General features: G+C 55.5%; 18 protein-coding genes. 9 read left to right on the top strand and 9 right to left on the bottom strand.

All coding sequences use genetic code 11. The features are described from left to right. Nucleotides 1-105 precede the first annotated feature (105 nt). The 6 genes from mnmG to VGL70_21950 all read right to left on the bottom strand — a co-directional run bounded on the left by mnmG (nt 106) and on the right by VGL70_21950 (nt 6,887). The gene (gene mnmG / locus VGL70_21975; protein ID HEY3306198.1) at nt 106-1,977 is read right to left on the bottom strand and encodes a tRNA uridine-5-carboxymethylaminomethyl(34) synthesis enzyme MnmG; all 1,872 of its coding nucleotides are present in this window, start codon (nt 1,975-1,977) and stop codon (nt 106-108) included. 55 nt (nt 1,978-2,032) lie between these two features. Next, nucleotides 2,033-3,409, bottom strand: a complete 1,377-nt coding sequence (mnmE, locus tag VGL70_21970; GenBank protein ID HEY3306197.1) for a tRNA uridine-5-carboxymethylaminomethyl(34) synthesis GTPase MnmE — start codon at nt 3,407-3,409, stop codon at nt 2,033-2,035. A gap of 150 nt (nt 3,410-3,559) precedes the next feature. After that, entirely contained in the window at nt 3,560-4,573 is a 1,014-nt protein-coding gene (locus VGL70_21965) for an extracellular solute-binding protein (GenBank protein HEY3306196.1), read from the bottom strand. Nucleotides 4,574-4,601: 28 nt separating this feature from the next. Further along, entirely contained in the window at nt 4,602-5,033 is a 432-nt protein-coding gene (locus tag VGL70_21960; protein ID HEY3306195.1) for a cupin domain-containing protein, read from the bottom strand. A gap of 106 nt (nt 5,034-5,139) precedes the next feature. Then, nucleotides 5,140-5,931, bottom strand: coding sequence for an SDR family NAD(P)-dependent oxidoreductase (locus VGL70_21955; protein HEY3306194.1), 792 nt, complete (start codon nt 5,929-5,931; stop codon nt 5,140-5,142). A 38-nt stretch (nt 5,932-5,969) separates the two neighbouring features. Beyond that, nucleotides 5,970-6,887, bottom strand: coding sequence for a TIGR01777 family oxidoreductase (locus tag VGL70_21950; protein ID HEY3306193.1), 918 nt, complete (start codon nt 6,885-6,887; stop codon nt 5,970-5,972). An 85-nt stretch (nt 6,888-6,972) separates the two neighbouring features. On the opposite strand from VGL70_21950, the gene VGL70_21945 reads away from it, so the two are divergent. The 7 genes from VGL70_21945 to VGL70_21915 all read left to right on the top strand — a co-directional run bounded on the left by VGL70_21945 (nt 6,973) and on the right by VGL70_21915 (nt 14,447). After that, entirely contained in the window at nt 6,973-8,262 is a 1,290-nt protein-coding gene (locus VGL70_21945; protein HEY3306192.1) for a beta-ketoacyl-[acyl-carrier-protein] synthase family protein, read from the top strand. Further along, on the top strand, nt 8,249-8,992 hold the full coding sequence (locus VGL70_21940; GenBank protein HEY3306191.1) for a class I SAM-dependent methyltransferase: 744 nt from the start codon (nt 8,249-8,251) through the stop codon (nt 8,990-8,992). Before VGL70_21945 ends, VGL70_21940 begins: the two co-directional genes overlap by 14 nt. Further along, the gene (locus VGL70_21935; GenBank protein HEY3306190.1) at nt 8,989-10,140 is read left to right on the top strand and encodes an FAD-dependent oxidoreductase; all 1,152 of its coding nucleotides are present in this window, start codon (nt 8,989-8,991) and stop codon (nt 10,138-10,140) included. The genes VGL70_21940 and VGL70_21935 overlap by 4 nt, the downstream gene beginning before the upstream one ends. Nucleotides 10,141-10,200: 60 nt before the next feature. Further along, entirely contained in the window at nt 10,201-11,862 is a 1,662-nt protein-coding gene (locus VGL70_21930; GenBank protein HEY3306189.1) for an FAD-dependent thymidylate synthase, read from the top strand. Nucleotides 11,863-11,869: 7 nt separating this feature from the next. Next, nucleotides 11,870-12,853: an NrtA/SsuA/CpmA family ABC transporter substrate-binding protein gene (locus tag VGL70_21925; protein HEY3306188.1), complete on the top strand. Its 984-nt coding sequence runs from the start codon at nt 11,870-11,872 to the stop codon at nt 12,851-12,853. A 24-nt stretch (nt 12,854-12,877) separates the two neighbouring features. Continuing rightward, complete coding sequence (locus VGL70_21920) at nt 12,878-13,318, top strand: cupin domain-containing protein (GenBank protein ID HEY3306187.1); 441 nt, start codon at nt 12,878-12,880, stop codon at nt 13,316-13,318. A gap of 139 nt (nt 13,319-13,457) precedes the next feature. Then, the gene (locus VGL70_21915; GenBank protein HEY3306186.1) at nt 13,458-14,447 is read left to right on the top strand and encodes an ABC transporter substrate-binding protein; all 990 of its coding nucleotides are present in this window, start codon (nt 13,458-13,460) and stop codon (nt 14,445-14,447) included. 7 nt (nt 14,448-14,454) lie between these two features. Here VGL70_21915 and VGL70_21910 read toward each other — a convergent pair whose 3' ends face one another. From VGL70_21910 to VGL70_21900, 3 genes are read right to left on the bottom strand one after another with little or no spacing between them, the layout of a single operon-like run. After that, nucleotides 14,455-15,840 (bottom strand): ectonucleotide pyrophosphatase/phosphodiesterase, encoded by a 1,386-nt coding sequence (locus tag VGL70_21910; GenBank protein HEY3306185.1) that lies wholly within the window; start codon nt 15,838-15,840, stop codon nt 14,455-14,457. Further along, nucleotides 15,840-16,148 (bottom strand): hypothetical protein, encoded by a 309-nt coding sequence (locus VGL70_21905; protein HEY3306184.1) that lies wholly within the window; start codon nt 16,146-16,148, stop codon nt 15,840-15,842. Before VGL70_21905 ends, VGL70_21910 begins: the two co-directional genes overlap by 1 nt. A gap of 24 nt (nt 16,149-16,172) precedes the next feature. Further along, complete coding sequence (locus VGL70_21900; GenBank protein HEY3306183.1) at nt 16,173-16,541, bottom strand: VOC family protein; 369 nt, start codon at nt 16,539-16,541, stop codon at nt 16,173-16,175. A 124-nt stretch (nt 16,542-16,665) separates the two neighbouring features. Here VGL70_21900 and aat point away from each other — a divergent pair, with 124 nt between their 5' ends. Next, on the top strand, nt 16,666-17,370 hold the full coding sequence (gene aat, locus VGL70_21895; GenBank protein HEY3306182.1) for a leucyl/phenylalanyl-tRNA--protein transferase: 705 nt from the start codon (nt 16,666-16,668) through the stop codon (nt 17,368-17,370). A gap of 67 nt (nt 17,371-17,437) precedes the next feature. Beyond that, entirely contained in the window at nt 17,438-17,617 is a 180-nt protein-coding gene (locus VGL70_21890) for a hypothetical protein (GenBank protein ID HEY3306181.1), read from the top strand. Nucleotides 17,618-17,754: the final 137 nt, after the last annotated feature.

Raw genomic sequence — 17,754 nt, 5'->3', positions numbered from 1 at the left:
GATAGTTTAGTTTTTTATCACAGGCGCTAGAAAGTTGGAAGGAAAAAATCGTTTCACGTGGAACCTAAAGAAGAACGACAGTCGGCGCTGCGTTACGATCGGTGCCTAGGCCTGCTTTAGTTTCTTCAGGTAAATAGAAAGAAGTGAAATTGCGGCAGGCGTAATGCCGGCAATTCTTGATGCTTGCCCAAGAGATCTGGGACGAATGCGGCCGAGTTTTTCTCGCGCTTCCCGTGACAGCCCGTTTACTATGGAATAGTCAATGTTCTCCGGTAGCCTCACGGTCTCTAAATTCCTGAAACGCTTTACCGCCTCGAGCTGGCGTTTGATATAGCCAGAGTATTTTATCTCGATCTCTGCCTGTAGCGCGACTGCGTCCGGAACGTGTTTTAGTAGTTCGCCACGCAATTCAACAAGATGTGCAAAAGAAATTTCCGGACGACGCAAGAGCTGTCCGAGCGAAGTCTGCCCGTGCAAACCTGCCGAGCCCCAGACTGCAAGTTTTTTCTCCGCGGACTCAGCGGGCGCAATCAGCGTCTCCTCCAGGGTCTTCATTAGTTCCGATAGGTCATGTTTTCTCTTGTTCATTCGCTCATAGGCCTCCCGGGTTGCGAGTCCAATATTGTATCCTATTTCGGTGAGGCGAAGATCGGCATTGTCCTCACGTAATAGCAGACGATACTCAGCCCGAGAGGTGAACATCCTGTAAGGCTCGCCTTCAGTACCTTTGGTTACAAGATCATCAATAAGAACACCTATGTATGCATGATCTCTGGCAAAAATAAGCGCATCCTCGCCGCGCAGATTCAGAACCGCGTTAATTCCTGCTATCAGACCTTGAGAGGCAGCCTCTTCGTATCCTGTAGTTCCGTTGATTTGACCGGCGTTGTAGAGACCTTTGACCAGCTTAGTCTCGAGTGATGGATGGAGTTGAGTCGGATCTACATAGTCATACTCGATGGCATAGCCTGGGCGCATTATTTCTGCCCGTTCCAAGCCGTCAATGGAATGGACCATTTCAATTTGGACATCGAGGGGCAAGCTAGTTGAAAGACCGTTCGGATAGACTTCAACAGTATCCAGACCCTCGGGCTCAAGAAAGATCTGATGGCGTTCTTTGTCTGCGAACCTGACAATTTTATCTTCAATCGATGGACAGTATCGAGGTCCGCGACTTTTGATTACTCCTGAATACATTGGCGACCGGTGCAGCGAAGAACGAATAATATCGTGGGTTTGCTTATTGGTATAAGTGATGTGACAGGGGACTTGTCTCTGAATGACGTGATCATTCAAAAAGGAAAATGGTCTTGGAGGTTGATCGCCATGTTGTACCTGGAGTCGGGAAAAATCGATGGTCCGGCCATCCAGACGAGGACATGTCCCGGTCTTTAGTCTGCCGATCTTGAACCCAAGCCCAATCAGCGATTCACTTAAACCCTGAGCGGCAAAATCACCCGCTCTGCCGGCTGAATAATTCTTATCGCCGACGTGAATCAAACCTTTCAGAAACGTACCTGTAGTCAAAATAACCCGGCGGCCATGAAAAATTTCGCCAATTTGGCTTTCAACCCCACGGACCTCCCCTTCATCAACTAACAGGCGCTCTACACTTGCCTGACGTATCGTTAGGTTTGGGCAATGCTCCAGAACCTGCTTCATTCGCTGCCGGTAAAGCGCTTTATCTGCCTGAGCGCGTGAGGCCCGCACTGCGGGTCCTTTCTTGGTATTCAGGACTCTAAACTGAATACCCGTCTCGTCTATAGCGCGACCCATCTCACCACCCAGGGCATCGATTTCTTTTACCAGATGGCCCTTACCAATGCCGCCAACCGCCGGGTTACAAGACATTTGACCGATGTGATCGAGGTTCAAGGTCAACATAAGAGCATTTCCGCCCATCCTCGCAGCGGCTAAGGCAGCTTCAATACCAGCGTGGCCTGCACCTACGATGATAACGTCCCAAATTGTAGTCATCGTTTCACGTGGAACAAAAATCAAAGTAACGCAATAATTATTTTGTCTATTATACCTATTTTCCAATACAGAATTTCTTAAAAATACGTTCTAAAATATCATCATGATATACCTCGCCTATAACCTCCGCAAGTCCATCTTTGGCCTCCGCCAGTTCTACCATAATAAGGTCAGGAGAGGCGCCGGCATGAATCGCTTTTGCTGCTGAATCAAGAGCCGTGATTGACCTCTCCAGAGCTGCCTTATGGCGCAGGTTGGTCAAAGTCACCGCAGGTTCCAGAGGCATGTCGAGGAGCAACTCGCGTAGCATATCCTTAAGTTGGTCTATTCCCCTGCCTTGTTTTGCGGAAATGGAAACGGTCGCCTTGTCCGGCGCTACTTCAGCCAGCCAGGAGAGAGCGAGCTGTTGCGGCAGATCATTTTTATTGATCACCACAAGTCCCTTTTTACCTCGCACGGCTCGTAGAATGGACTCATCTTCAGTACTGTGAGTTGAAGCGCCGTCGAGCACCAGCATTGTTGCGTCAGCGGCCTCAATGTGTCTGCGGGAGAATTCTACGCCGATCTTTTCAACCGGATTATCGGTATCACGGACCCCCGCCGTGTCCCACAGAACAATCGGCAGGCCGCCCAAGTTGATACTCTCCTCTATGACATCTCTGGTTGTTCCGGGCACCGGCGTGACGATGACTCGCTCTGCGCCAAGCAGCGCGTTGAGTAAGCTCGATTTACCCACATTAGGTCGGCCCGCGATGCAAACCTTCGCTCCCTCGCGAAATAATCTTCCCCATTCGTAGCTGGCGACGATCTCGGAGATTTTTCTGCTCAACCCATCGACCTTTGCGACCAGCTCCTCTTTGTGCAGGAGTTCGATATCTTCTTCCGGGAAATCAATGCCGGCTTCCACCTGTGCCAGGATGTCAAGAAGCTCCTCGCGAAGCTCTGCGACCCATCTTGAGAGTCCACCGTGCATCTGTTCGGCAGCCAATTTCATTCCCGTCTCGGTGCGTGCCTGTATGAGATCGAGAACGGCCTCGGCCTGGGCAAGATCGAGGCGGCCATTGAGAAAAGCCCTCTTGGTAAATTCCCCGGGCTCAGCGTGGCGCGCGCCACGCGACAGGACGAGTTGCAACAGCCGGCGCGTCAACAACGGTCCGCCGTGACAATGAATCTCGACGACGTCTTCTCCTGTATAGCTGTGCGGTTTGCGCATCAAGGCGAGAAGCGCTTGGTCCAAAACGGCGCCGGTTTTTGCGTCATGGATAGTGCCGTGATGCAAAGTATGCGAACGCAGTGCGCCGTTTTTGCCGCCGATGCGGCAAAAGATTTCCCCGGCGATTCGCTCGGCATCCGGACCGCTCACGCGCACGATCGCCACGCCGCCTTCGCCCGGTGGCGTCGCCACAGCCGCTATGGTGTCTTCCCGATACATGAAAAATCTGCAACATCTTAACAACTTCTCGGTCGAAGGCAATGAGATTTGTCGAAAAATCGGCAGTCGAAAGAACGCAGAAAAATTTAGCGCGTTCCGATACTGGAAGAAAGTTCAGATACGGGGGGGGGAAAAGTTAGGAATTGGGAACTAGCGGAAATACTTATGGTACTCGTTATTGTATCGATTGTAGTCCTCGCTTGACGTCGGCCTGACGACCAGGAGCTTGTAGCCTTGGATCAGGTTTGGCGGCTCAGGAAGTACTTCTTTGCGCGCTGGGATCCGGCTTAGACTTTTCATTATTTTTTGTCCCTCTTCCGAGAGGATAAAATCGACGAAAAGTTTGCTGCCGGCTGGATGGGGCTGCTTCGCGGTCGGAGCCATCACGATCGGAAAGACAAAATGAGGCTGAAGAGGAACCCATTCTATCGGTGCGCCTCTTTTCTTCATCTCTTCGACACTGGTTGGATACTGAGAGACGACCAACGGAAACTCGCCCGCGACGAGAAGCTGTCCCGTGATCGTATTGCCTTCACGCGCTTGGATGTCCTGCTTGCTAAGCGTTTCCATGTACTTTTTTCCCTTCTCCTCGCCCATCATCTGGAGCATGGCGACGTACCATTCGGTCTTGTTGAGGTCCATCCCCATTTTGCCTTTCCATTTGGGGAAAAGAAGATCCTGGTAACTTTTCGGCACCTCGTGCGGTTTTACCATTCGCGTGTTGTAGGCGATCGTCATGGCGTTTAAGTAAATAGCTGTCCAATTTCCATTCTTATCCTTCAGCGAATCGGCATAGGCGGCGCGCTCGGGTGAAGGATATCTGCCCAGCAGCCCTTGTTGGAGCAACGTCGAAACCGGAAAGATGCTCGAAATATATATATCAGGTAGAAATTGTCCCGCCTTTACCTCGGTCAAGTATCGAGCCAAAAGCTTGTCTTTACCGGCGCGAAAATATTCGAAGTTTATGAAAGGATATTTTTTCTCAAAGGCGGCTTTAATAATATTGGCGTCGGTTGCCGAATAGGCCGCGTAAACGACGACCTTGCCTTCCTTTTTGGCCTCTTCGACAAGCTTGCCCCGATCGGGAGCGACCGTCTGCGCAAGAAGCACGTGGGGGGTGAAAACCAGACCGAAAAAAACTACAAGCCAACTCAATCGTCGCATAATTCCTCCTCGCCGCGCCAAGCGCGAATCAAGCCAGTTGCCAAAATTTGCCGTCCACTGTATCGCCGTCGACGTGCACGAATTCCGTCGAATCTTCGCTTCGAGTTCTGCCCGCGCTGTCGATCCTGGTTACCGCGGGTTTAGCTTTACGGGCTGAAAATCTCAGCAAGACGAGGGCTTTGTCTCCGCTATTCTCGAAACGGTAATACCATCCCTCCGGAAGCATAATGCCCTGGCCCTTCTTTAGCACCGTCGCTTTTTCACTCTTGTCGTAAAATGTCGCCTCTCCCTCCAGTACGACGAAAGCGTGATCCTCTCCGGGATGGGTGTGAAGAGTGTTCTTGCGTCCAGGCGTGTAGTAATTGAGCCCGACCGAGACCAAATCGGTCCGGGAAAGCGGCATATGACTCCTGCCGCCTGTCAGAACCGGTGTCGATAGCTCGAAGACATGCGCTTCCATGGGTGTCCTCCGTCGGTTAAAAATTCGCGTCAGTTATGTAGATTAATGGAAAAGGCCTTCCACTGTTAAAACTGCTGCGATCATTTTGTTCCTACCTTTTCGCCTCCTACTGACGTTTGCCTGAGTTCGGTCGAAGATTCGAGATAAGGTACCGAACAAGACCCGGCATCAGCCCCTTCAGTAAGCAGAAAAAGGCAAGAGACCGCGGCATGATGATTTCAAACCTATTGCTTTCAATCGTTTTTATGACCGCTCTCGATACGGCGGCGGCGTCCAGCACCACAAAAGCCGGAGCGTTGGGAGCCAGATCGTCGAACAGCATGCGAAACTTGGTGCGCACCGGCCCAGGGCAGACTACCGCGACGTGAATGCCCAATGGCGTAAGCTCATGATACAAGCTCTCTGAAAGGCCGATCTGGGCAAACTTTGTGGCGCAGTAAGAGGCCATGTTCGGTGTCGCAATCTTGCCCGCGACCGACGAGATGTTCACGATGTGGCCGGAGCGTCTGGCTATCATCGATGGTAGCGCCTCTTTGGTGCAATAGACGGTCCCCAAATAATTCGTCCGCAGCATCGATTCGATAGCTTCGAGCGAAGATTCCGCGAAGCTTTGATACGAGCCAAAGCCTGCGTTATTAACGAGGACATCGATCTTGCCGAATTGCGACAGGACCTTTTCGACCATATGCTTCACCTGCTTGGGCTCGCTTACGTCACAGGCCATAACCGTGGATGAGGGAGAGTGGCGCCTTAACTCATCGGCCGTTTCTTTCAGCCGCTCCAGCGAGCGACCGCAGCCGACGACAATCGCTCCGCGCGCGGCCAGGTCGATGGCGAGGCGTTGGCCGATACCGCTGGAAGCGCCTGTAATCAGCGCGACTTGACCGTTAAAGTCCATCTAATCTTCTGGCTTCGACACGAATGTCAGAGGTAAACTTATCTCAAGAGAGCTTCGATCGCCTCCCGCAGCTCCGGATGACGGAAGCGATAACCCAGTTTCTGGGCGGCGGCGGGCATGACCCGCTGGCCGGTCAACAGCATATCCGCCATTTCGCCCAGCAACAGATGCAGCGCAAAAGCTGGAACCGGCGCCCAGCAGGGGCGGTGAAGGACTCTGCTCAGGGTCCGGCTAAATTCCTTCATCGTGACCGGATTGGGGGCGCAGGCGTTCACTGCTCCGCGCGCGCTGTTGTTTTCCATCAAAAATTGAATCAGGCCGATCTCATCTTCTATGTGGACCCACGGCATCCACTGCTTTCCCGATCCCAACGGGCCGCCGATAAAGAGCTTAAAGGGAGGAATCATCTTGGACAAGGCGCCGCCGCCTTTTCCGAGAACGATTCCCGTGCGCAGACGAATGACCCTGACGCCGTGAGCTTCGGCTTTTCTTGCCTCTTCTTCCCACTCCGAGCAGACTGCGGCAAGAAAATCGCCGCCGTGTCCGCTCTCTTCTGTAATGACTTCGTCAGCGCGTGGACCGTAGTAACCGACGGCGGAGGCGTTGATGAAGAAGGCGGGCTTTTTTTTCGCTTTGCCGATCGCCGTGACTAGCGCGCGCGTCGTGTCGATCCGGCTCGACCGGAGTTTTGTCTTCTGCGCATCGCTCCATCTTTTCGCCGCGATCGGCTCGCCCGCGAGATTGATGACCCCATCTGCTTCGGCTACGGCTTCCTCTAGAATATGCTCCCAGGCCCCGGATAATGCCGGCTGCCAAAGAATTGTCGTTGTGTTGGATGATTCGGCGGCCGACGATATCGAGCGCGTCAGCAGAATGAGCGAGTGACCTTGACCGGTGAGTCGAGCAGAGAGTGCTGAGCCGATAAATCCGGTGCCGCCTGCGACGATGAGCTTCATCTTGGCCTTTACGTAAACGCTTGTGCTTTGCAAAGCGTCTAATATGATAGGCCAGATCAAACTATTTATCGCCCGACCTGTCAAGATGAATCAAAATGGAAAATCGCCCCATCGCAGGGTCGTGGTGACCGGCCTGGGGGCCGTCAGCCCCAACGGCATTGGGGCCGAGGCTTTCTGGCGGGCGACTCAAAACGGCGTGAGCGGAATCGGTCCGATTCGACTTTTCGATCCGGGGTCGCTGCCGTGTCGAATAGCCGGGGAGGTGAGCGGCTTTCGCCCTGAAGAACATATGCCGGAGAAAGAGCTCCGCCGCGTGGGCCGCGCGGTGCCGCTAGCGATTGCAGCGACCAAGGAGGCGCTCCACGCGGCCGGACTCGATCCGGGCGCGATGGCTCTCGAAGAGAAACGCTCCTGGGGCGTTGTCCTCGGCAGCGGCGGGGGCGCGCCGGATTTTGTCGAGGAGCAGTACCGGCTCTATTTTTCCGACCAATGGCGCAAGACGAGCGCGTACAACATCTCGGGCTCGACCATCGGCACGCTCTCGAGCGAGATCTCTCTCCGTTTCGACTTCAGAGGGCCCAGTCACGTCGTCTCCACCGGTTGCACCAGCTCCACCGACGCCATCGGCTATGCTTTCAATCTCATTCGCTTCGGTCTGGCCGACCATCTGATAAGCGGCGGAGTCGATGCGACGATCACTCCCGGCATCATGCACGGATTTTCCATCATGCGCGTCGTGTCGGTGTCGCACAACGAGGAGCCCAAGCGCGCGTCGCGGCCGTTCGACCGCTCGCGCGACGGGTTCGTTCTCGGCGAAGGGGCCTGGATGCTGGTCCTGGAGGAGATGGAGCAGGCGCTTCAGCGCGGCGCGCGAATTTTTGCCGAGCTTTTGGGCTACGGCTCGACTTGCGATGCGTACCACACCGTGCGTCTTGACCCGAGCGGGGAAGAGCCCGCGCGGGCGATGGCGCTTGCACTTGAGGACGCGGGCATCGCCAAGGAGGAGGTCGGCTATCTCGCCCCGCACGGCACCTCGACTCTCTTAAACGATAAGATCGAAACCCGAGCGGTCAAAATTTGCTTCGGTCGCAGGGCGTACGACATTCCCATGAGCTCGATAAAATCGATGATCGGCCATCCCCAGGGTGCATCGGGAGCGGCGGGAATCGTTGCCGCTATTATGGCTCTGCAGCACGGCTTTTTGCCGCCGACGATCAACTACGAAGAGCCCGATCCTGAATGCGACCTGAACTATCTGCCCAACCGTGGGCTCTCCACAAAGGCGGAGATCGCTCTGTGCAACTGCATCGCCTTTGGCTCGAAGAATTCGGCGTTGGTCGTCGCGCGCGGCAATTCGCTGAATGAAAGACTCTAGGCAAAGATTTTTTTCCCTCCAGCAATGGCCCGGAGACGTCGCGGAGAGACGGGCCTACGTCGATCCGATCTTCACCGACATCGCGCGGAGGTACGACTTGATGGCCCGCCTGTTTTCTCTGGGGATGGTGCATGGATGGAAAAAAAAGAGCGTAGCTCTTATTGGCAGAAGCCATCCGAAAAGAATCCTCGACCTGGCTAGCGGAACCGGGGACTTTCCCATTCATCTGAGGAGGGCCGGTTTCGAGGCACCGATTATCGGTTTGGATCGCAATTTGCCGATGCTCGCCGTCGCACGCGAGAAGTGCTCCAGCCTGTCCGGGGTCGTGTTTATACCCGCGGACCTGATGCATATCCCGATCAAAGATCGGTCCTTCGACGTTGTCACGATGGGCTATGGTCTCAGATATCCCGCGGACATCCGCAGCGTTCTCGGCGAGATCTTTCGACTGCTCGACAGCGGAGGAGTTTTTGTCGCCATGGATTTCGGTCTGCCGAAAAATCTTCTCTACCGCAAGATCTGCTTCGGATATCTGCTGGGGCTTGGCACCCTCGTTGGCCTGCTTCTGCACCGCAAGGCGGATACCTACTGGCATATCGTCGAGTCGCTGAAAGTCTATCCGGGGCAGAAAGCCGTGAGACAGTGGTTGGCAGAGGCTGGCTTTGTCGAGGTCGAGATGCGCGAGTTGTTCGGGGGCATCATCGTGATCCACCGCGGGATCCGACCGTGAAGCGATTCGACGTCGCCATTGTCGGCGCCGGCCCGGCCGGCTGTTCAGCGGCGATCTTCCTGGCTCGCAAGGGCTACTCCGTCGCACTTATCGAGAGGAGCCTTTTTCCCCGAGAAAAGCTCTGCGGCGATTTTTTGAACCCCGTCAACTGGGAGATCTTCGAAAAGCTAGGCATTGAGAATGCGCTGCTCTCGTCTGCGCATGAGAAGGTCGGCTCCTTCCGGATATCGACTGCTTCAGCTACGGCCAAAATTCCTTTTCCGCCGCAGAACGGGCGGCATTTTTTCGGTGTCGGTCTCCGGCGCAGTCTATTGGATGACTTGCTCTTGCGGCTGGCGGAAAAAGAGGGCGTGGCGGTTAAGCAAGGATGCAAGCCGAGTCATTTCAGTCGCGACAAAAACGATTGGGTCTTGATCTGGAAAGATTCATGCGCCGAAAGCAAACTCTATTCGCGCCTCTTGATCGGCGCTGACGGGCGCAACTCCTGGGTCGCTCATCGATTGGGCCTGGCCGCGCCAACGGCGCGGTCCGGAAAATTCGTCGCCTTTCAACTTCACCTATCCGGCTGTGGCGGCATCAACGGTAATGTCCAGATCCATCTTTTTCCCGGCGGCTATGGTGGTCTCGTGGGATTGGGTGGGGGCGTGGCGACCCTTTGCTTCATCATAGACAAAAAAATGGCCAGAGCAATGCCGGCGGTGGAAGATCTCGTAAAAAAATATCTGTGCCGTAACTCCCGTCTGGAAGAGGCGCTTGAAGCCGGCAAGGCGGTCGGAGCCGAGCGCTCGGTCTATCCGGTTTACTTTTCGCCCCGACGTTGCTTCGGCGACGGCTTTCTCCTCGCCGGGGACGCGGCGTGCGTGACCGAGCCTGTGACCGGCGAAGGAGTCTACTTTGCCCTGAAGAGCGGCGAGCTCGCCGCCGAGGCGGCGGATCTGGCCTTTAGACGAGGCGACGTATCAGCGCGGCAATTGTTCGGCTACGAATCGGCATGCCATAGGGTTTTTGGCCGGCGTCTGAGGATCAATGCGCTCATCCGCGCCATCATCCATCGACCGTATTTGATCGTTCCACTGCTCAACCTGTATCCAAAAAACAATTTACCCATTAGGACGCTGGTCAATTTAGTCTGTCGGGCAGGTTCGTAAGTCTCCACAAATAAAATTTCCTCTTGTCATCGCCGCAAAACCGATTAGAATTGCGACACTATGAGCGACGAATTCAGTAAGGCCGAAAAAAAGGTTCTCGTCTCTTTTTTCACCAATCTCGACCAACCGGTGTTTGGACTCAAGCTGCCGCAGGAGGTCGCCGGAGCGCTTTTCTCCCGCTACAGTCGCTCGACGAAAAGCCTGCGCCGCACTTTCTTGGATGAATTTTTAGGCGATCCGGAGCTTGCATTGAAGGGTCTGCTCGGCGGAAAAACTTCACATGGCGATCAGACCGATGCGCTCAAAAAAGCCCGGGCGTTTTATGACCGCGTTTTGATCGGCTACGGTGACGATTCCGTCGCGCAACTCGGCGGGGCGCACATCGCGTGCGAGAACATCTCCAACATAGCGGCGAATATTCTGGAGGATGCGCGCATCGGAATTGCCCCGCTGGAGAAATCGACCCGTTATGTCCGCTTCGATCAGAAAAACGCCGCCGGAGAGTATCTTTTCTATCGCGAGCCGAAACTTATGGCATCGGCTCATCGAGCAGACTACCTGGCGCTGATGAATTTACTCTTTGATGCCTATTCTGGGCAGATCGACCCCGTCATGGATTATGTGAAGCGATCTCTTCCGATCGAGGAGGTCGAGCTGCGCCATCCTAAGAGCGGCAAGTCCCTGAGCTACAGGGAAGCGCAACAGGACGAGAAGCTTAGAAAATGGGCCGAGACCGCCTATCGCTCGACCATTCGGACGCAGGCCTGCGACATTCTACGCGGATACCTGCCCGCGGCGACGCTTACCAACGTCGGCTTTTTCGGCGTCGGCCAGGCGTTCGAATATCTTCTCACTAAGCTCTACTGCCACGAGCTGACCGAGGCGAGAGAACTGGCCGGGATGATGCACCGTGAGCTCGACCAGCTTATTCCGTCCTTCGTGAAGCGGGCCAAGCCGAGCGAGTACATGGCGGAGACCTACACGGCCATTCGATCAATGACGGCCAGGATCATCAGTGCGTTGCCGGCTAAAACCGGCGAGGCGGTAACGTTGGTGGATTATGACCGAGCGGCGGAGGAGAAAATAATCGCTGCAATCCTCTATCCTCATTCTCAACAGCCGCTGCAGCAGTTGAGAACGTCGGTCGACAAAATGCCGGTGAATCAGCGGCGGGAGATTCTCGACGAATATCTCAAGCGACGGCGCCACAGGAGGGACAAGCCGGGGCGCGCTCTGGAGCAGATTTATTATACCTTTGACATCATTGGAAATTTGGGTCTTTATCGGGACCTGCACCGCCACCGGATACTTACTCAGGAACGGCAGGACTTCACGACCGTCCGAGGGTATGATACGCCGCGAGAGATCGAAGAGGCCGGCTTCAAAGCCGAGTTTGATCGCTGTATGGAAAATGCGGCGGAATTTTATGAAAAAGTCCGCCTCGATTTTCCCCTGGAAGCTCAGTACGTTGTCCCGTTCGCGTATAAAATCCGTTGGACTATGACGATGAATCTTCGCGAGGCGGTGCACATCGGCGAGCTGCGCACGATGCCACAAGGCCATCCTGATTATCGCTTCATCGTCCAGGAGATGTGGCGGAAGATTCAGGCTGTTCACCCGGCGCTGGCTGACGCGGCGAAGTTCATCGACTGGAAAACCTATCGTCTGGGCCGTCTTCAATCGGAGATGCGGACGGAGTATAAGAAGTCGGCTGTCGAGTGAGGGATCAATGGCTAAAACCACCGCTCTTCTTGCGCTCGTCGCGCTGACTCTGGCCTCCCCTGCTTCCGGCCAGATGGTTAAGCTTCAATCGGCCTATTCTACGATAGCGGTCGGGCAGTCTCTGATATGGGTTACGAAAGAGGCCGGACTATTCAAGGAGAACGGCCTCGATGTCCAGCTCCTGTTTATCGGCAGCTCGACGACTGTCACCCAGGCGGTAATCGCCGGCGATGTCCCGATCGTTATCATGTCCGGCGCCACGGCCATCAATTCCGCCCTGTCGGGTTCCGATCTGGTTATGTTGGCGAGCACGAAGAGGGACCCGGCCCAGGCGTTCCTGGTGGTTTCAAAGGAGATCACGGGCGCCGCACAGCTCAAGGGGAAAAAGCTGGGAGTCAGCAGGCTTGGGGCCTCCTCCGACTTTCTCTTGAGGTATCTGCTAAAAAAGATCGGCCTCGCTCCAGAGAAGGACGTCTCGATCGTCCAGGTTGGGAGCTCTCCGGTCCGAATGGCTGCGCTTGCCAACGGCGCGATCGACGGGACCGCTTTGACCTTTGAGGAAATGCTGGTGGCTAAGAAACTGGGCTTCAATATTCTTCTGGACATCACGACCCTCGGCATCGAGGGATTGAACAGCGATATCGTAGCGACCAGAAAATTCGTCAGGGATTCCAGAGATACCGTCCGTAAATTCGTCAAGGGCATGGTCAAGGGCGCCAGTTTTTACTCCAGGAACAAAAAATTCAGCATGGAAGTGATCGAGAAGTACACCAGAAGCAAAGACATGGAAAAGATAGAAAACGGATACGACTACAACGCCAAAGTCTACTTGAAGAAGCCTTACCCCGCGATGCAGGGCATCCAGCTTGCGCTGGAGGAAATAGGCGAGAGGAACGCGGCTGCCAAAAGCGCCAAACCGGAGCAATTCATCGACGTTTCGTTCGTCAAAGAACTGGACGAGAGCGGCTATATCGATAGCCTTTACAAATAATTTTTAGCTTGACTGGAGGAGATCATGGAGATCGATAAAAGCATCCAACCCCGGATCGTCCGGCTGAGAACCCAACTGGTAAAAAAAGGGCGGAGCCGAATTCTGCTTTCGGAAACGGACTACAGCACCTTTCGCATTCACTGCTACGCGAAGGGGACCGGCGAGAACGCGCTGCACGCGCACCTAAATGAAGATCACATCTTCGTCGTTCTAAAAGGCACCGCGACGTTTACCGGCTTGAACAACGAGCCCATCAAGCTGGCAAAAAACAATGCCATCGTTCTTCCCAAGGGCTGCTTCTACCAGTTCGCCAACTACGGCGAGGAGCCGCTGGTGATGATCCGATTCGGCGCCCACGCTGAAAAATTCGATCACCGGATCAACCTTGACGGCAAGCAGATCGGCGGCCGGGCCGCTGAAGGCTACGGCGAGCCGGAGCTGATCGAGAACGCCTTCTTCGAATGATTTCAGCCCGTTGTCCGCGCTGGTCCACCGAAGGTGACCCACGCCTCGACTTTGACTTCAGCGAGCTCAGTCGCCCCGCTCGGCGTGTGGCCGTTGACATGCTCCTATATTTCTGGCTATTCTCCCGCCGATTTCACCTATGATCCGCTTCACTGCTCTATTTCTCTGCCTTTCTATCCTATTCGGTCCGTTCGCCTATTCCCAAAGTAAGCCACTGAAGAAAATTCGTGTCGGAGTTCCTTCGGTTACCGTAGGAAATATCATCATCTTCGTCGCCAAAGAGGCCGGACTGTATGAGAAATATGGTCTGGACGCGGAGATCATCGTGGTCCAGGGGTCCGGGGTCGCTTCCAAGGCGATGATCGGCGGCAGTCTCGACATCGCGCCCGTGGCCACGCCCACGGTCATCAGCGCCAATCTTGCGGGCGCGGATCTAACGATCCTGGCCCATACGATGCCCAGCGTCATCCACGCCCTCATGGTCAAGCCCGAGATCAAACGGGCCGAGGATCTCAAGGGAAAAAAAATCGCCATCTCGAGTTTCGGTTCTCTAACGGATTTTCTCGTGCGCTCCATCATGAAAAAGAAGGGCCTCAGTCCCGACCGGGATGTGAGTTTCCTCCAGATCGGCGGCGATGCCGAGCGGCTCGCGGCGCTGAACCAGGGAGTGGCGGACGCCGCGGCTATTTCTTATCCGGGCTACGCCAGGGCGCAGAAGCTTGGCTTCGCGATGCTCTGGGATTCGTCGAAAGAGATCAACTATCCGTGGATGGAGATCGTCACGCGCCGGGCGACGATCCAGCGAGACCGCGACGTGGTCTTGAATTACATGAAGGCTCACCTTGAGGGGATCTTTCTTTTCAAGACAGACAACAGATTCGGCAGAAGGGTAATTAGAAGAACCCTTAAACTAAATGACGGCGAGCTGGTGAACGAGTCCTACGAGCTTTTTGCTCGATCTTTCCTTTCGATTCCTTATCCGAATGTACCGGGGATGAAGACGAGTTTCGAGTACGTGGCGCAAACCAGTCCGGAGATCTGGAACTACAAGCCCGAAGGTTTCGTCGATGCCAGCTTTGTGGAAGAGCTGGACAAGAGAGGCTTCATCAAGAAGCTCTACCAGAAGTAACAGGTGCCTAGCGCGCAGGAGCCCGGAGAGCCACAGGTAGTGCCGTTCCTTCAGCTTGATCCAGCTTCAAGCCGAGCCAACGCGCGACCGTAGGTGCCACATCGATCAGCCGGGCGCCTTCGATCTTTCCCGGAGCGATCGCCGGTCCATAAATCAGTAATGCCGCCAGCATCTCCGGCCGCTCCGGGTCGTAGCCGTGCGTTGCGGCGAAGGCCGCCGCCGACATGTAGTTGCCGCGATACCCATCCGCCAGCTCGAATCCACCGGCCCCTTCCAGGGCCAAAAAGGCGGAAGGATCGCCGCCCTTGACGCGAATTTCTTCCTGTTTGTAGACGCGCCTGATCCCGCTCGCAGGATTATTCATCAGAGGTAAAAATATCTCCAGGAGCGCCCTGCGTGTTTCCGTATCCTGAGGCTCTTTTACATAGACGTACAAGTAGCCGCCGCTTCCCGCCACGGTGGCCTTCCAGTTTGTGACGCGGCCGCGTGAGTCAAGCGTCACCAATCCTTTTTTCGGCAGCAGGACGCCGGGTTTGACGCTTCGAGAGATCCGCGCGAAGCCATGGTCGGAGACAACTACGAGGACTGTTTCGTTCCAGGTGCCGGCGTTCTTTGCTGCTTGAATCAATCGAGCGATCTGCCGATCGGCGTTTTCGACTGCGGCAATGGCCCCGGCACTGAACGGTCCTGCCCTATGCGTTGCGTAGTCCACCTGGGGCAGATGGAGCATGAGGAGATTCGGTCGCCGGATATCGATCAGGTGCACGGCGATATCGCCGAGCGACTCGTCTTTCACCGCGGGTGGTGTAAAGCCTGTGGCGAAATTGGGAAAGCGCGTTGAGACGTTCTCCAAAATGCCCGGCGTAGAGAGCGCCCTTACGAGCTTGAGATCTTCTTCAGTGCCGGAGCGCCAGATCTCCGGTACCAGAACGGTTGCCCGCGCGCCCACCGTTGCCGGCCACCAGACCATCGCCGCCGAGAGATCCCGCGCGAGCGCGGCATCCCAAAGCGCGGGAGCGCGGATGTCCGCGGCGTACCAGCGCCAGCCGGTTTGATTCTTGCCGAGCGGGTCCCAGGCCAGATTGGAGACGATTCCATGGGCGGCGGGATTAACGCCGGTGGCGATCGAAGTATGCGCCGGGTAGGTGAGGGTTGGAAAAACCGATCGCGCGCCTTCGCTCCACGCGCCCTGCCGGACCATCTCGCGTAGCGTGGGAATGTCGAGGCCGTGAGCATCCGGCGATGCGTAGGCGGCGGGCATCAGCCCATCCACGGAAACGATGATGACGTGGCGGACGGTTGGTGGCGGTGTTGTTAGCGGTACGCCCTGCGCGGCAAGATCAGCGGCGTAGAGGATCAGGGCGGCAAAAAAAAACGAGCGCAGAGGCGTCATCAATCCAGATCGATGTCCTTGAGCGGTTTCTCGAGCGGCTCCTCCTGGGCCTTCTTTAGCAGCTCCTGAAACTTTCGGTCCAGGAGCTTGCCTTTATTTTTTTCCGCCTCGGCGATCTGCTGATATTTTTCATCGCGCCGTGTTGCCTCGTCTTTGACCAATTGGGCCGCATCCTTCAACTGAGCGACGACCGGAGGCTTGACGGGAAGCTTGTGGTCCAGGACCGCGGCCAATAAAGGATCGATCTTCAGCGTCGAGCCGCAGCAAGGACAGACGACTTGAATGGTCGGTGATGCTTTGTCAGACATGGATTCCCCCTTTGCTGTGCACGGCTAGCCGCGCACTTCTATCTGCTCGCCGTCGGGACCGCAGAAGACGACCCGACGCCAACCTTGCTCGCGCGGCTCGCGTGCCGGAGTATCATGCGGCGGCCGAACCATCTCCACTCCGGTTTTTTTAAGCTCGGCTACCGCTTGGCCGAAATTTTCCGCTTCGAGGCAAAAATGAAAACCGGTCGGCGCATCGCCGGTCTTGTGAGTCAATTCCAGGATTGTGTCGCCGAGCTTCAAGTACGCGATCTGCATGCCTCCAGTCACTTCGTGCTGAAAATATTTTTTGAAGCCAAAGTGCTTCTCGTAAAATTCGACCGAGCGGCCGAGATCGGCGACGTGGAACGCGACATGATCGATTCTTCGGAACATTCGTGTCTCGTAGAGAGCATAGTCCTACGCTATGCCGTTTTGCAAGCGACGAGACAGCTGTAGGTGTTCTGAAGCCGACGTGTCTTGCTCCCTATCGACCGGGACCGTAAAATGATCGCGCGCTATGCCGATTTATCGTCTGACCCAAGAGCTTCTCTTTCCCCCGCCCGATCACGCGGAGCCCGACGGCCTGCTCGCCGTCGGCGGCGATCTTTCGAGCGAGCGGCTGCTCCTGGCTTACCGTTTGGGCATTTTTCCCTGGTATGGAGAGGGGCTTCCTATTCTCTGGTGGTCGCCGGACCCGCGGTTAATTATGGAACCTCGCGACTTTCACGCCTCGCGGCGGCTGCGCCGGACGCTGAGGCAAGGCCGCTTCCAAGTGACCTTCGATCGGTCATTCGCTTCCGTGATCCTCGCCTGTGCCTCGGTTCCGCGGCGAGATCAGGATGGGACCTGGATCACCAGCGAGATGCAGCAAGCATACATCCGGCTTCACGAGCTCGGTTACGCCCACTCGGTGGAGAGTTGGCTCGAAGGCAATTTGGTCGGAGGAATTTATGGGGTTTCCCTGGGGAAGTGTTTTTTTGGCGAGTCGATGTTCTCACGCGAGACCAATGCCTCCAAGGCGGCCATGGCCATGCTGGTCCGCCATTTATCGAGCTGGGGATTTCATATGCTGGATGCGCAGGTGACGACGCGTCATCTTCTCAACCTCGGCGCCAAAGAAGTGCCGAGAAAAGTCTTTCTGGAAAAATTGCGCGCGGCGCTCAAATTTCCCACGCTAAGAGGGAAGTGGGAGGCGCAGGCCGAGGTTCAGGATTCTTTCTAGCCACTACGTGGCAAGAAAATCAAAATTTGCTATGCTGAGCGGCTGACTAACCTAAACGGAGTGAGAAATGGCGAAGATCAAAGAAGGCTTCACGATGAAATACCAGGGAAACAAAAACGCGCCCATCGTTGAGGTCACGTTCGCGCAGGGTGAAGAAGTCCAGATTCTTAAAGAGTGGAAGAACGACGCCTGTCTGGTCAAGAAGGGCAATCAGGTATTCAACGTTCCGAAAAAGTACCTGAGCTAGCCTAACTTCCACAGTTGCTGCGGTTTGAAAAAAGTTTCCTGCTGAAGAGCGCCGCTTCAGGCGCCGCAAGTCGTTGTAAAATCGAGAGCTGTCTTTCAGTGGCGCGGCAATTTGGAGTAAAACCCGCATGTAGTGCC

The sequence above is a fragment of the Candidatus Binatia bacterium genome (assembly GCA_036504975.1).
Classification (GTDB): domain Bacteria; phylum Desulfobacterota; class Binatia; order UBA9968; family UBA9968; genus JAJPJQ01.
Note: the sequence above shows the minus strand (reverse complement) of the source record. Positions and strands in the feature narration are given on the sequence as shown.